General features: G+C 51.0%; 14 protein-coding genes and 1 riboswitch. Of the genes, 12 read left to right on the forward strand and 2 right to left on the reverse strand.

The genetic code is table 11. The annotated features are described in order from the left end of the window. The first annotated feature begins 5 nt into the window (after nt 1-5). The 6 genes from ABJ225_RS13840 (at nt 6) to ABJ225_RS13865 (ending at nt 5,099) form a co-directional block, all read left to right on the forward strand. Nucleotides 6-1,013 carry an ABC transporter ATP-binding protein gene (locus tag ABJ225_RS13840; RefSeq protein ID WP_218246437.1) on the forward strand — a complete coding sequence of 336 codons (1,008 nt, stop codon included), beginning with the start codon at nt 6-8 and terminating at the stop codon, nt 1,011-1,013. Continuing rightward, nucleotides 979-1,980: an ABC transporter ATP-binding protein gene (locus tag ABJ225_RS13845; RefSeq protein WP_218246438.1), complete on the forward strand. Its 1,002-nt coding sequence runs from the start codon at nt 979-981 to the stop codon at nt 1,978-1,980. The genes ABJ225_RS13840 and ABJ225_RS13845 overlap by 35 nt, the downstream gene beginning before the upstream one ends. Further along, complete coding sequence (locus ABJ225_RS13850) at nt 1,977-3,587, forward strand: gamma-glutamyltransferase family protein (protein WP_347320815.1); 1,611 nt, start codon at nt 1,977-1,979, stop codon at nt 3,585-3,587. The genes ABJ225_RS13845 and ABJ225_RS13850 overlap by 4 nt, the downstream gene beginning before the upstream one ends. A 35-nt stretch (nt 3,588-3,622) precedes the next feature. Next, entirely contained in the window at nt 3,623-4,183 is a 561-nt protein-coding gene (locus tag ABJ225_RS13855) for a chromate transporter (protein ID WP_053429105.1), read from the forward strand. Then, entirely contained in the window at nt 4,180-4,713 is a 534-nt protein-coding gene (locus ABJ225_RS13860) for a chromate transporter (protein WP_048006676.1), read from the forward strand. The genes ABJ225_RS13855 and ABJ225_RS13860 overlap by 4 nt, the downstream gene beginning before the upstream one ends. 89 nt (nt 4,714-4,802) lie before the next feature. After that, nucleotides 4,803-5,099, forward strand: a complete 297-nt coding sequence (locus ABJ225_RS13865) for a hypothetical protein (protein WP_218246441.1) — start codon at nt 4,803-4,805, stop codon at nt 5,097-5,099. 783 nt (nt 5,100-5,882) lie between these two features. On the opposite strand, the gene ABJ225_RS13870 is transcribed toward ABJ225_RS13865, so the two are convergent. Then, on the reverse strand, nt 5,883-7,100 hold the full coding sequence (locus ABJ225_RS13870) for a dicarboxylate/amino acid:cation symporter (RefSeq protein WP_318341697.1): 1,218 nt from the start codon (nt 7,098-7,100) through the stop codon (nt 5,883-5,885). A 41-nt stretch (nt 7,101-7,141) separates the two neighbouring features. Next, nucleotides 7,142-7,978 (reverse strand): DUF1206 domain-containing protein, encoded by an 837-nt coding sequence (locus ABJ225_RS13875; RefSeq protein ID WP_318341696.1) that lies wholly within the window; start codon nt 7,976-7,978, stop codon nt 7,142-7,144. Nucleotides 7,979-8,170: 192 nt separating this feature from the next. Then, nucleotides 8,171-8,301, forward strand: a riboswitch (cyclic di-AMP (ydaO/yuaA leader). Between the two features lie 164 nt (nt 8,302-8,465). On the opposite strand from ABJ225_RS13875, the gene ABJ225_RS13880 reads away from it, so the two are divergent. The 6 genes from ABJ225_RS13880 (at nt 8,466) to ABJ225_RS13905 (ending at nt 13,972) form a co-directional block, all read left to right on the forward strand. Then, the gene (locus ABJ225_RS13880) at nt 8,466-9,122 is read left to right on the forward strand and encodes a potassium channel family protein (RefSeq protein WP_347320816.1); all 657 of its coding nucleotides are present in this window, start codon (nt 8,466-8,468) and stop codon (nt 9,120-9,122) included. Nucleotides 9,123-9,124: 2 nt separating this feature from the next. Next, nucleotides 9,125-10,447 carry a TrkH family potassium uptake protein gene (locus ABJ225_RS13885; RefSeq protein WP_218246445.1) on the forward strand — a complete coding sequence of 441 codons (1,323 nt, stop codon included), beginning with the start codon at nt 9,125-9,127 and terminating at the stop codon, nt 10,445-10,447. Between the two features lie 194 nt (nt 10,448-10,641). After that, entirely contained in the window at nt 10,642-11,730 is a 1,089-nt protein-coding gene (gene serC, locus ABJ225_RS13890) for a 3-phosphoserine/phosphohydroxythreonine transaminase (protein WP_218246446.1), read from the forward strand. Next, nucleotides 11,717-12,892, forward strand: a complete 1,176-nt coding sequence (locus tag ABJ225_RS13895; protein ID WP_218246447.1) for a phosphoglycerate dehydrogenase — start codon at nt 11,717-11,719, stop codon at nt 12,890-12,892. The genes serC and ABJ225_RS13895 overlap by 14 nt, the downstream gene beginning before the upstream one ends. A 143-nt stretch (nt 12,893-13,035) precedes the next feature. Then, a complete protein-coding gene (locus tag ABJ225_RS13900) occupies nt 13,036-13,674 on the forward strand; it encodes an HD domain-containing protein (RefSeq protein WP_053429110.1) in 639 nt (212 codons plus the stop codon). Between the two features lie 67 nt (nt 13,675-13,741). Then, entirely contained in the window at nt 13,742-13,972 is a 231-nt protein-coding gene (locus tag ABJ225_RS13905) for a CsbA family protein (protein WP_053429111.1), read from the forward strand. Nucleotides 13,973-14,045 lie beyond the last annotated feature (73 nt).

A 14,045-nucleotide genomic window follows, 5' to 3' on the forward strand; every position in this document is an offset into this window, starting at 1 on the left:
TAACGATGAAGACAGATCTATTATCTGTAAAGAATATGGTCACAACCTTCCGCACAGCTAACGGAGAAGTATCTGCCGTGCGGGGCATCTCCTTCACGGTGAAAAAAGGAGAGACGCTTTGTGTCGTAGGGGAGTCGGGATGCGGGAAGAGCATCACCTCCCTCTCCGTCATGGGGCTGCTTCCGAGCAATGGCTCGATTAAAGAGGGAAGTATTGAGTTCGACGGGAATGATCTTGTTGCCTATTCACCAGAGCAGCTCAGGAGGATCAGGGGAAAGGACATGTCGATGATCTTCCAGGAACCGATGACTGCCTTGAACCCGGTCCTCACAATCGGTTATCAGCTCAGGGAACCGCTGATGCTGCATAAACAGATCGGTAAGAGCGAGGCAAACAGACAAGGGATCGATCTTCTGAAACAAGTCGGGATTCCCTATCCTGAAAAACGGATGAAGCAGTATCCCCATGAATTGAGCGGCGGGATGAGGCAGCGGGTGATGATTGCCATCGCCCTCGCCTGCTCCCCGAAGCTCCTGATTGCCGATGAACCGACGACGGCACTGGATGTGACGATCCAGGCCCAGATCCTCGATCTGATCCAGGACGCGAAAGAGCAGTACGGGATGGGCGTCATGATGATCACCCATGACATGGGTGTCGTCGCGGAAGTCGCTGATCGCGTCATGGTCATGTATGCAGGAGAAAAGATCGAAGAGGGAAACGTGGAGTCCATCTTCGAAAATCCACAGCATCCCTACACAAAGGGGCTGCTTAACTCGGTCCCGAACCTGGATGACCCGGACTTTGAACTTGAAGCGATACCGGGATCCCTGCCGAACATCGATGAGCAGATCAGCGGCTGCAGGTTCCACCCCCGCTGTCCATATGCAATGGACCGTTGCAAATCCGAGACACCGCCTGAATACATCGTGGCGGGTGAACACAAGGTGAAATGCTGGCTACAGGAGGCTGATGAGGATGTCTGCACTACGAGAGAAACCGTCCATTCTTAAACTCGAAGGAGTCAAAAAATATTACCCGATCAAAGGCGGGATGCTGAAACGCATCCAAGGTCATGTGAAGGCCGTAGAAGAGGTCTCCCTTGAGTTATTCGAAGGTGAGAGCCTTGGAGTCGTAGGGGAATCAGGGTGCGGGAAGTCGACCCTTGGCCGTACGATCCTCGGGCTTGAGGATGTCACGGACGGGAAGGTCATCTTCCAGGGGAAAGAGGTTCAGAGCCTCTCGAATCGACAGCGTCTTCCATTCAAGAAGCAGATGCAGATGATCTTCCAGGATCCATACGCTTCCCTGAACCCGAGGCAAAAGATCGGAGCGGCACTTGAAGAAGTATTTGTCATCCATACGGATCTTTCAGCCTCTGAGCGGAAGAAGAAAGTGATAGACTTATTGAAAGAGGTCGGATTGAAGGAAGATCACTATGATCGTCTACCCCATGAATTCAGTGGAGGTCAGCGTCAGCGGATCGGCATCGCCCGCGCCATTGCGTTAAATCCATCCGTTGTTGTATGTGATGAAGCTGTGTCGGCACTCGATGTATCTGTGCAGGCGCAGGTTCTGAAGCTCCTGAAAACCCTCCAGTCCAAATATGGGTTGACGTATCTCTTCATCTCCCATGATCTCGGTGTCGTCCGCTACTTCTGCAGCCGGGTCATGGTGATGTACCTTGGCAATACGGCTGAACTTGCTTCAGCGGAACAGCTGTATACCAATCCGCTACATCCTTATACGAAAGCACTATTATCATCGATTCCAAGGCCCTCCATTCAAAAAGACCGTAAGCGCATCCGCTTGGAGGGGGAGATTCCGAATCCGGCAAATCCTCCGACAGGCTGTGCGTTCCATACGCGATGTCCCATCGCTACAGACCTATGCAAACAGAAGAAACCCGAATGGCGGGACATGGGCGATCAGCATTTTGTCGCCTGTCATCATGTAGAAAAAGGACGTGAGGTTTTATGAATATGGATCACCTGTATCAACCGTATTCCTCCATACGTAATACAGTGTTTGCCAAAAAAGGAATGGTGGCGACTTCTCAGCCCCTCGCCTCCCAGGCAGGTTTGGAGATCCTCCAAAAAGGAGGGAACGCCATCGATGCAGCCATCGCCACGGCTGCAGCTCTGACCGTCGTCGAACCGACTTCGAACGGAATCGGTGGGGACGCATTCGCCCTTGTATGGGTGAAGGGAGAACTTCACGGACTCAATGCAAGTGGTCCATCCCCTGCATCCATTTCCATTGAGGCTGTGAAGGAAAAAGGACACGAGACCATGCCGGTACACGGCGCGATTCCCATCACGGTCCCGGGAGCTCCGTCGGCATGGGCAGAACTTTCGGAACGCTTCGGCAAACTGCCATTGACCGAGGTGTTGGCACCGGCGATCGCTTATGCGGAAGAAGGGTATCCGATCAGCCCGGTACTCGGTAAGTATTGGAGCCTCGCCCATAAGAAGTTCAGCGAATCTTTCAAAGGGGAGGAATATCAAGCGTGGTTCAACACCTTTGCCCCCGAAGGCAGGGCTCCGGAAATCGGGGAAGTATGGTCTTCGAAAGGTCATGCGGAAACCCTCCGCTCCATTGCCGAAACGAAGGCAGAAAGCTTCTACCGGGGTGAATTGGCTGGACAAATAGCTGAAGCTGTCCAACGAGGCGGAGGCTTCTTGTCAAAAGAGGACCTTGCCTCCTACCGACCACAATGGGTGAATCCGATTTCTACTGATTATAAAGGGTACGATGTGTGGGAAATCCCACCGAATGGCCAGGGCCTTGTCACCCTCATGGGGCTGAACATCATGAAGGGCTATGACGTCACGGAGAAGGAGAGCATCGATACATACCATAAACAAATCGAAGCCATGAAGCTCGCCTTTACCGACGGAAAAGCGTTCATCACAGAAGAGGAGGATATGCCCGTTTCCGTTGAGCATCTCCTGAGCGAAGACTATGCCGAAGCAAGGCGCTCTGTCATCGGGGAAGATGCCATCATCCCGACGGAATATGAGCCTCCCAAAGGGGGAACCGTATACCTAGCCACTGCTGATGGGGAAGGGAATATGGTTTCATTCATTCAAAGCAACTACATGGGCTTCGGATCCGGAATCGTGGTGCCTGGCACCGGGATCGGACTGCAAAACCGCGGTCATGATTTCTCCTTGGATCCGGCGCATCCGAATGCCCTTCAACCTGGAAAGAAGACATACCATACGATCATTCCCGGCTTCCTGACAAAAGCAGGTGAAGCTGTAGGGCCATTCGGCGTCATGGGAGGCTACATGCAGCCTCAAGGTCATTTTCAAGTCGTCATGAACACCATTGATTTTCATCTTAATCCACAGGCTGCCCTCGATGCACCAAGATGGCAGTGGATGAAGGGGAAACAGGTAGCTGTCGAACCGACATTCCCGAATCACATCGCACAAGCACTTGCCCGGCGCGGTCACGAGATTCAGGTCGCGACCGATCACGGTTCATTTGGCCGGGGGCAAATCATTTGGAGAAACCCTACCAATGGTGTTTTAATGGGAGGGACGGAATCCCGTACGGACGGGGCCATCTCCGCTTGGTAGGAGACCCCGCTAACGATTGAAATGAGGTGTGATGAATGAAACAGTGGCAGTTATTTCTGGCATTTTTCCGCGTAGGGATGCTTGGATTCGGGGGAGGTCCTTCCTCCATACCACTATTTCATAAAGAAGTAGTCGAGAAATACAAATGGATGAGTGACGATGAGTTTTCGGATACCCTCGCTTTGGCAAATGCCCTGCCTGGACCGATTGCAACAAAGATGGCCGGTTATATCGGGCATCGGGTCGGGGGAGTGCTCGGCATGCTCGTGAGCATCATCGCCACAAGTGTCCCGACCGTCCTACTCTTGATCCTGATGCTGACGGCATTGAATTCCTATAAAGACCGCCCGTGGGTCCACGGGATGTCTCAGGCGGTCGTCCCAGTGGTCGCGGTCATGCTCGGTGTCCTGACGTGGGACTTTGTGAAAAAGTCGAAAAAGAGCCTTGGCTGGAAGATCACAATCGGACTTTTGGCAGTGAGCCTTTTGCTCCTCTCAGGACTTGGGGTTCACCCGGGAATTGTAATTGCAGTGTTACTCGGGCTTGCCCTAATGTCCAAGAAACCTGTGAATGAAAAGCAGGTGAAAGCTTCATGACGTATGTGCATATTTTCATGGCTTTCTTTGTTCCGAATATTTTAGGATATGGCGGCGGGCCGTCCTCGATCCCCCTCATTCAGGCGGAGGTCGTGGACCGGTACGGCTGGCTGACGGATAGTCAGTTCAGTGAAATGCTCGCCCTTGCCAATGCGCTTCCGGGTCCGATCAATACGAAAATGGCCGGCTATATCGGCTATCAGCAGGGCGGTGTACTGGGGGCAGCAATCGGGTTATTCTCGACGATTGCTCCTTCGCTTCTGCTGATGCTGTTCTTGCTCGGGTTGTTGATGAAGTTTAAAGATTCTCCTAAGGTGAAGAACATGACAACGATCGTCAGGCCGACGATTGCAATCCTTCTTGGCATCATGACGATGGAATTCCTTGTGGATTCGTATGGTGGGATCGGGATTGTGCAGACGTTGATCATCGGGGTTGCCAGCTATCTCTTGTTGGAGAGGTGGAAGGTTAGCCCTGCGTTGGTGATTGGCGGGGCGCTCGTGTACGGTGCTGTGTTCCTTGGAGGATAAGGGAAATCCCTCACTGGTTGGTTTGATGCCGGTGGGGGATTTTTTGTTTGGGTGGAAAGGAGATATTGGCTCGGTTCCATCCCTTTGTTATGGGGTGGAGTGCAGAGAGGGGCCCGTTCCGTTTCGCTGCGGCCGGCCGCTTTCCTGCGGGGAGGCAGTTGAGCCGCTTCGGCTTCGCCTGCAGGGTCTCAAACTTGCCTCTATTCCCGCGGGAGTCGGCCGTCCTTTGCTGCACTGCACTGTTTGGTGGTAGCTTGATTCAGTTCTCCACCTATAAGGGTTTTGGAGAGGGATACCTTTACCCCATCCAGCATTTATGGGGGAGTGAAAAGAGGGGCGCGTTCCGTTTCGCTGCGGGAGCCCGCTTTCCACGGGGCGTGCGGTGAGCCTCCTCATGCTTGCGGGGTCTCACCCTGCCCGCTTTTTCCCGTTGGAGTCGGTCTCCCTCCGCTACACTGCACTACGTGATGGTAGTCAGAGGGAGTTCTCTGCTTAAGGGAGTTGGTGACATGATAGTGCTATCTTCATTCCCATCCAGCAGGTAGAGGGTGGAGTAAAAAGAGAGGATTGTTAAGTATCGCTGCACTATGAAATAAACCCAAAGTCTAAGATTCCTTTATCCCTAATCCCGAACCAAAGAGTGGATTGAAGCGAAAGGCGCCTGACTCCAGCGGAAAAGAAGGAGTGGCAAGACCCCGCAGGCACGAGGAGGCTTGACGCCCTTCCCGCAGGAAAGCAGGCGTCTGCAGCGAAAAGGAACGGTCCCAAACCTCAGCACACTATCATGAAGGAAACCGGTTTGGGTAACGGATAGTGTCCCCTCGAATGACCAATCAGAAGAAATCAAAACTCACATCATCTCGAACCAAAGAGTAAATTGCAACGGAAGACGCCTGACTCCAGCGGAAAAGAAGGAGTGGCAAGACCCAGCAGGCACGAGGAGGCTTGACGCCCTTCCCGCGGGAAAGCAGGCGTCTGCAGCGAAAAGGAACGGTCCCATACACAAGCAGGCAACAAATAAGAATCACGGTTAAAACTAGGGGGATGAAAGGTGTTCCCCACTTTCCAATCAACTCTGATACCTGTGTAGTAGAAAACAATATCCACCCCAATCTCCTCACTTTTATCCCCACGAAAAAGGCTGTCGCACACAACGACAGCCTCTTTCGCTAATTCTTTCTACCACTCAACCGATGAATGATCGAAGTTCCTGCAAGGTCACCGGTGATGTTGATGGCCGTGCAGCCCATGCCGACAAGGGCATCGATGGCGGTCAGGAGGGCAACGGCTTCCATGGGAAGGCCGATTTGGGTGAACACCGTGGCAATCATGAGGATGCCAGCTCCCGGTACGCCTGCCGTTCCAATGGAGGCAAGGGTTCCGACGACCACGACGAGAGCCATATCTGTCAGGCTCAACGGGTCACCGACGACGTTTGCGGCGAAGACCGCGGATACTGCAATGCGGATCGCGGCACCATCCATGTTGATTGTCGCCCCGAGGGGAAGGCTTAATCCATAGAGGCTTTTAGGAATCCCCATCTCCCTGGCTGCCTGAAGAGATAAAGGCAGGGTGCCGGTGCTGCTTTGTGTCACAAAGGCCGTGATCATGGGAGTGCGTGCCTTTGAATAAAACGAAAGGGGGTTGATTTTGACCATGATCATGGCAACGGTGTAGAGAAACAGCTGGACGATGAGTGCGATATACAGGACCATGATCATGTTGCCGAGGGATAGGAGTGTCCCCGCACCCTGTTCTCCAACCGTTTTGGCCATGATGGCGAAAATGCCGATAGGGAGATAGTGCAGGATCGCCTTCATGATGGCGAGACTCGCTTCATTGAGTCCCTGGATGACTTTGAATACGTGCTCCCCCAGTTCACCATATTCTTTCGTGGAACGCAAATAGGAGATGGCGGTCCCGAACACGATGGCAGTGAAGATGATCCCCAACAGGTTAAGCTCTGTGAAAGCTTTTATGATATTGTCTGGAATGATCGACAGGAAGACGCTTTTCAAGCCCGGATCATCGGGAACATCGAATGACTGGGATTGGTCGAGCTCCATTCCGGTCCCTGGTTGGAAGATGCTCGCGACAGCCAACCCCACGATGATGGCGAAGGCGGATGTAAGAAGATAGTAAAGGAACACTTTGCTCCCCGTTTTCCCGAGTTCCTTGATGCTTGTTTGGTTCACACCTGTCATGAGTGTGAAGAGGATAAGGGGGATGATCAGGAACGACAGGAGATTGATAAGGATGTCCCCCAGGATGGAAATGGAGGCGGCACGCTCTCCGAAGGTCACGCCTGCTATGACCCCGAGGATCAGGGCTACGGTGATTTTCGTGATCAGGGATATGCTCTTGTATTTCGTCCATAATGTCTTCATAGTTAATACCTCTTCTCAAATAAAAAAGCCCGGGGATGGGCTTAGAATATGCTTAAATGTCGATTCTTCCCTCTGAGGATCTCAAAGACCCCGTAGAGGAACAGTCCAGCTGCTACGATGGCGAGCAGCCATTGTCCAAAAGGCTGCTGGGCAATTTCGGATAGTGCCCCGTCCAGTCCCTTGGTTTTATCAGGATCAGCCGTGATGGCGGTACGGATGAAGAAGTAGCCTACGAGAAGGAATACGATGCCTCGGGCAGTGAGGCCGATTTTTCCTGTCCTTTTGCTGAATTTCCACTCGTGCTTTGACATGCTGCCTTTCTTGAACTGCTTCGCGAATTTTTCTGTATATGCAGAGTACAGTTCGTGAAGGGCGAATCCGATGATGGCCAGCCCAACGATGCCCACGATCCACTGACCGAAAGGCTGGGATAGGAGCTTTGCAGACATGGTCTGCTCGGAACTGGAGCCGCCTTTGGCGTGAAGGGCGATGGCGATGGCATTGAAGCCGAGGATCCCGTAAGCGGCACCCGTGAAGATGTGGGTCATCCTCCGCACGATGGATTTTCCCTGGTCCCCGTGGTATTCGGGATCGGTAATAGCTTGGATGAGGCTCCAGATGACCACACCGAGAAGTCCGATGCCGACGATCCACAATAATACCTCACCGAAAGGCTTTGATGCAATGGCTGCGAAGGCCCCGTTCGAGTCGGATGTGCTGCCGCCCACTCCGAATGCCGCCATGACGGCGAGGGCGCCGATCAGCATGTAGACGAGCCCCCTTGATATGAATCCTATGCGGGCGAACCCCCTGATCCAGGGTTTGATATCCTTTGAATTGTCCTTACCGGAAGGCAGGACCGATGTAATGTCAGCCATGGCTACTTCTTCCCTTCAGTTTGCATTTTATAAGCAATATTCCCCAAACACAGGGTTCGAAACCATTGATGGAGCAAGTAAATGATGGTGGTTCATCCATATCTCATTTTCCGCGAAAAAAAGACTAAAATAGTTATAGACAACGAATGGGTCTAGGAGTAATATATCTATCATCAAAGCTGGTTGCTTTTGATCATATCATCGCTTAATTCTTTACAGAAGCGGGGGACCCGAGTTCATACAGGGGTGAATCCTTTTAAGGTAGGGCTGCTTCCATGGCCCGAATCCGTCAGCTAACCTCGTAAGCGTAAATGGGAGTGAATGAACCTTGGAATCGCATTGACGATGACCACAGGCTTAGTTCCTGCGGTCTTTTTTGTGCCGTCATTTTTTGAATCAGCACGATTTATCATGGAAGATGAATGAACAAGTAGAAAACAACAAAAGATACGAAAATATCAGTAACGTTCAGTTGGAGGAGTACATCATGAAGAAGCAATTCGCCGTTATCGGCCTTGGGAAATTCGGGGGGAACCTGGTGGAGGAATTGAGCAAGCTTGATACAGAGGTACTGGCAATCGATCTGCACGAAGAGGTCGTTCAGCGCTACGCGGATGTGGCGACACACGCCGTCCAGGCCAACGCCATGGATGAGTCCGTTTTGAGGTCCCTGGGACTACGTAACTTCGATCACGTGATTGTTTCATTCGGGGAAAGCGTGGAGGCGAGCATCCTGACTACACTGCTTCTGAAAGAGCTGGGTGTCAAGGAGGTCTGGGTGAAGGCCTCAAATGCGTATCATCAAAAGGTGCTTGAAAGGATCGGTGCCGATAAGGTCATCCATCCTGAACGGGATATGGCGAAGAAAATCGCTCACCATATGACATCGGAGAAAATCATCGATTACATCGAGCTTTCTAAGGAGCACAGCATCGTAGAGGTCAGGGCTTCGTCTAAAGTCGCAAACCTCACGCTCATGGACCTGGATGTCCGGGCACGGTATGGATGCAATATCATTGCCATCCATCGGGGGGATGAAGTCATTGTCTCACCTAGCGCCGACGATACGGTTGAACTGGAAGATCTATTGATTGTCATCGGACATAATCGTGATATCAATCGATTCGAAAAAGAAGGGGTATAACCATGAGATACAGGGTCATTCATTTAAGTCCACCGCAGCTGCTGGTGGCGGTCTTCGCCTTTTTCATCATGGTGGGAATGGCTCTGTTGAAGCTTCCCATATCGACGACTGAGCCAATCACGTGGCTCGAAGCCCTTTTTACCACAACTTCAGCCATGACGGTGACGGGGCTTGCCGTTGTCGATACCGGCTCCGTCTACACCGTTTTCGGCCAAATTGTCGTCATGTGCCTCATACAGCTTGGGGGACTGGGCATCATGTCGTTCGCCGTCCTTATCGTCATGATGCTCGGGAAGAAGATCGGATTCAAGGAAAGGCTGTTGCTGCAACAGTCGTTGAATCAGACCTCTGTTGGCGGGGTGATCATGCTCGTGAGATACCTTTTCATCTTTTCCTTGCTGGTGGAGGGGATTGGAATGATGTTCCTTGCCACTCAGTGGGTGCCCCGATACGGGTGGTCAGAAGGCTTGTTTTACAGCCTTTTTCACTCTGTTTCCGCTTTTAATAATGCCGGTTTCGGTCTGTGGCCGGATAACATGATGCGATTTGTAGGAAATCCCGTCATCACATTCGCACTATCCTCCCTTTTCATTATCGGTGGGATTGGGTTCACCGTTTTGGTGGACGGGTGGAAATCCCGTACCTTCAAAAAGCTGTCCCTTCACTCGAAGATCATGATCCTAGGTACGCTTTTGATCAATGTCGCGGCAACGATCATCATCTTCGTCTTGGAGTATAACAACCCGGGTACACTCGGCCCCCTTTCTCTTGGTGATAAAGGGTTGGCTTCCTACTTTCAGGCTGTGACACCTAGGACGGCAGGGTTCAATACGCTTGATTATGGAGAGATGGAAAGTCCGACAATCTTCTTTACAGTCTTTCTTATGTTTATCGGAGCAGGGAGCGCCTCTACAGGCGGGGGGATCAAGCTTACGACATTCCTGATGATCCTTCTCGCGGTCGGTGCCTTCTTGAGGGATAAAAAAGAAGTAAAGATCTTCCGGCGCTCCATTGATCAATCGGTCATCCTGAAATCCCTTGCGATCTCCACGCTTAGCGTCCTTTTGGTGGTAGGGTCCCTGTTCATTCTTACCATCTCGGAAAAAGGAGCGGATTTCCTCACGCTACTATTTGAAGTGGTATCGGCTTTCGGAACCGTGGGCTTGTCCATGAACTTCAGTCCGGAGTTGAGTACCGTCGGGAAGTGGGTCATCATCTTCGTCATGTTCGCAGGGAAGATGGGTCCGTTGACACTCGCCTACTCCCTCTCACGGCCGGGTAAAGAGAAGATTCGCTATCCAAAAGAAGATATATTGACAGGATAAGGCAGCTTTTGCTGTCTTATTTTTTTATGGTTAAGTGATTATTCCAAAAACAATAAGAACCCAACGATATTTGCGCTATTTCTTAAAATCTTACTTCGTAAGCGTTTTCTTCGTTCGTCAGGGTTGTTGACGGATACCGTGTTTCTTCTTATACTTTGGGAAAATTCTGAACGAATGTGCAGGTGATGTTTTTGTTGAAGCAAGTGTTCAATTTTTCTGCAGGTCCAGCGGTTCTTCCCCGTCCAGTATTGGAAAAAGTACAAAAAGAATTATTGAACTACAGCGGGACTGGCATGTCTGTCATGGAGTTGAGTCATCGTTCCGGTCCGTTCGAAGAAATCATCCAGGGTGCTGAAGCCTTGCTGAGGGAGCTTATGGACATTCCTGAAGAGTATGAAGTTCTTTTTCTTCAAGGAGGCGCCTCTCTGCAGTTTTCCATGATCCCGATGAATCTTCTTGGGGAACATGGTGTCGCTGACTACATTGTGACGGGAAGCTGGTCTAAGAAAGCCGTCAAGGAAGCGGGAAAAATCGGAACCATACATCAGATAGAGTCACCGGGAGACATTCCTGCTTATACGAAAGAAGATTTCTCTCCAGAGGCATCGTACGTCCACATCACGTCCAACAATACAATAGAAGGTACGAGGTACGCCTCTTATCCCGAAACAGGCGGGATTCCCCTCGTGGCGGATATGTCATCCCATATCCTCTCGGAACCGATAGACGTGTCTTCGTTCGGTTTGATTTATGCGGGGGCCCAGAAAAACCTTGGTCCATCCGGGGTGACCGTTGCCATCGTCCGCAAGGATCTCATCGGAAAAGCACCGGAGACATGCCCGACCATGTTGAAGTACGAAACGTATGTGGAGAACGGATCCATGTTCAATACACCTCCTACATTCGCTATCTATGTGCTTAAGCTCGTGCTTGAGTGGGTGAAGGAAAACGGTGGTGTTGCAGGCATGGAGGCACTAAACCGGGAAAAAGCGGGATTGCTCTATAGCTGTATCGATGAATCCAGTCTGTTCTCCAACCCTGTTCCGGAAGCGAGCCGTTCCTTGATGAACATCCCGTTCACCACGGCCAGTGATGAAGTGAACAAGCTCTTCCTGGAACAGGCGAAACGGCGCGGATTCGAGTTCCTGAAAGGTCATCGTTCCGTTGGCGGAATGCGGGCTAGCCTCTATAACGCCATGCCCCTTGAAGGAGTCAGGGCACTGGTAGATTTCATGAAAGAATTCGAAGCAGACCAAGGAGGAACATCACATGTTGACCATTAATACATTCAATGCCATCAGTCAAAGAGGTTTGTCCCTTATTGAAGAAGATTTGAATTATTATCTGAACGGAAGCGGCGATCCCGATGGCATTCTTGTGAGATCCAAGAATCTCCATGGCTTCGAGTTTCCCGAATCTGTGAAAGCCATCGCCAGAGCAGGTGCCGGTGTGAATAATATCCCCATCGACGAGTGTACGGAAAAAGGGATTGTCGTGTTCAATACACCTGGTGCCAATGCCAATGCGGTGAAAGAACTTGTCCTTGCCAATCTCATTGCTTCATCTAGGAATCTTTTTTCCGCAGTAGGATGGGCACAAACCCTCCAGGAACATGGGGATGATGTGGCAGCTGTGGTGGAAGCAAAGAAGAAGGAGTTTGTCGGAAGTGAGATCAAAGGTAAGAAGCTGGGCGTTGTCGGGCTTGGTGCCATCGGTGTCCTCGTTGCTAATGATGCACTGGCACTGGGAATGGACGTAGTTGCGTATGATCCGTTCATTTCAGTGGATGCGGCCTGGAGGCTTTCGCGCGATGTCAACCGTGCCATGCACATCGATGAAGTATGGGCGGAGTGCGATTTCGTTACCCTCCACATCCCCCTGACCGATAAGACGAATCGTTTGGTGAACGGATCGAGCTTCAACAAGATGAAAGAAGGGATGACCATCCTGAACTTCTCACGTGGTGAGCTTGTGGATGAAAGTACCCTCGGGCAGGCGCTCGAGTCTGGCACGGTGGGTAAATATGTGACCGACTTCCCTAATCCCCGGGTCCTCTCGATGAAGAATGTCGTCCCGGTTCCCCATCTTGGGGCTTCAACGGTGGAATCGGAAGAGAACTGTGCCGTCATGGCGACAAAGCAGCTAAAGACCTACCTTGAAACCGGGAATATCAAGCATGCCGTGAATCTTCCTGATGTCGAACTCCCATATAGCGGGAAGATGAGACTCACCGTCATGCACAAAAATATCCCGAACATGGTTGGCCAGATCACGACGGCCCTTTCCGGGTTTGCTGTCAACATTGCCGATATGATCAATCGAAGCAAGGCTACATGGGCCTACACGATGATCGATCTTGACCACGTCCTGACGGAAGAAGAGCAGGCGGGACTGAAGCAGAAGATTGAAGGCATAGAAGGGGTCGTATCGGTCAGACTGATTTAATATGGAATCAACAAATCCTTCCTTGCACCGTGTAAGGGGGATTTGTTTTATATTCAGGTGAGCGGGGAAGTCTATGGCTAAGGGCTTCTGCCATTGGCAATACATCCGAATCATCATAGAATGCCTTAGAAAGGAGAATCGAAATGGGGATCCATCATTATTTTAAAAGTCTATCAGACCTCGAGACGCTCATCCGCTGTCCGGGTCGATTCAAATATCATCAGCATAATGTGGCCAGCCACTCCTTCAAGGTGACGAAGATTGCGCAATTTCTAGGAACCGTGGAAGAACAGGAGGGGCATGAGGTCGATTGGAAGTCCCTATATGAAAAGGCACTGAATCATGACTATGCAGAGCTTTTTACCGGAGATATCAAGACGCCTGTGAAATATGCCTCGAAGGAACTGAGGGAATTGTTCAGCCAGGTTGAGGATCAGATGGTCAAAAAATTCATCACGACAGAATTTCCCCCTCAATTCCACGATGTATACAGGAACCGTTTCAAGGAAGGAAAAGACGAGACGCTTGAAGGCAGGATCTTATCCGTAGCCGACAAAGTCGATCTTCTGTATGAATCATTTGGTGAGATCCAAAAAGGAAATCCGGAGCCGCTGTTCATGGAAATCTATCAGGAAGCCCTTTCGACGATCATTAAATTCAAGGAGCTTGCGAGTGTGAAATACTTCCTTGAGTACGTCTTGCCGGACATGCTTGCAGAGAAGTTCATCCCTCACAGTGAATTGAAGGAGAGGACGGAGCGGATTCTATCATCGGGGGCCTGATGCCTCTTTCCAGAACAGGGAATATCCGTTAAACTAGTTGATATTCCTTCTTTAAGGAGAGTTGACTGTGTCCAAGATCATTCTGGCAGCCTTCCTGCCCGGCCTCCTCGTCGTATTCTTTTCGAGGGTCACCTACAATCGATATATCGGACTTGCCTTGACCGTGGCGTTGATCGCCGCTTCCGTTTCCAAAGGATATACGGACTCCATCCTGCTGATCGTCATCGACGCAGCGAGTTTGACAGTGGGTTTTTGGTATAGCGGACGGATGAAGGGTAAAGGGCAAAAAAGTGAATAACCGGGCATTCCCAATAGGGAGTGCTCTTTTTTTCTTCCATGAAGTTATACACAGGTTGTATGCGGTTTCTCTA

The organism is Rossellomorea sp. RS05 (assembly GCF_039822645.1).
GTDB classification, from domain to species: domain Bacteria; phylum Bacillota; class Bacilli; order Bacillales; family Bacillaceae_B; genus Rossellomorea; species Rossellomorea marisflavi_B.

Bases quoted from the DNA above. Each gene is read 5' to 3' on its own strand.
- ABJ225_RS13840 (WP_218246437.1), top strand. From the start codon at position 6: ATGAAGACAGATCTATTATCTGTAAAGAATATGGTCACAACCTTCCGC.
- ABJ225_RS13855 (WP_053429105.1), top strand. From the start codon at position 3,623: ATGAAACAGTGGCAGTTATTTCTGGCATTTTTCCGCGTAGGGATGCTT.
- ABJ225_RS13875 (WP_318341696.1), bottom strand. From the start codon at position 7,978: ATGGCTGACATTACATCGGTCCTGCCTTCCGGTAAGGACAATTCAAAG.
- ABJ225_RS13845 (WP_218246438.1), top strand. From the start codon at position 979: ATGTCTGCACTACGAGAGAAACCGTCCATTCTTAAACTCGAAGGAGTC.
- ABJ225_RS13880 (WP_347320816.1), top strand. From the start codon at position 8,466: ATGAAGAAGCAATTCGCCGTTATCGGCCTTGGGAAATTCGGGGGGAAC.
- ABJ225_RS13885 (WP_218246445.1), top strand. From the start codon at position 9,125: ATGAGATACAGGGTCATTCATTTAAGTCCACCGCAGCTGCTGGTGGCG.
- ABJ225_RS13900 (WP_053429110.1), top strand. From the start codon at position 13,036: ATGGGGATCCATCATTATTTTAAAAGTCTATCAGACCTCGAGACGCTC.
- ABJ225_RS13860 (WP_048006676.1), top strand. From the start codon at position 4,180: ATGACGTATGTGCATATTTTCATGGCTTTCTTTGTTCCGAATATTTTA.
- ABJ225_RS13850 (WP_347320815.1), top strand. From the start codon at position 1,977: ATGAATATGGATCACCTGTATCAACCGTATTCCTCCATACGTAATACA.
- ABJ225_RS13895 (WP_218246447.1), top strand. From the start codon at position 11,717: ATGTTGACCATTAATACATTCAATGCCATCAGTCAAAGAGGTTTGTCC.
- ABJ225_RS13865 (WP_218246441.1), top strand. From the start codon at position 4,803: ATGGGGTGGAGTGCAGAGAGGGGCCCGTTCCGTTTCGCTGCGGCCGGC.
- ABJ225_RS13870 (WP_318341697.1), bottom strand. From the start codon at position 7,100: ATGAAGACATTATGGACGAAATACAAGAGCATATCCCTGATCACGAAA.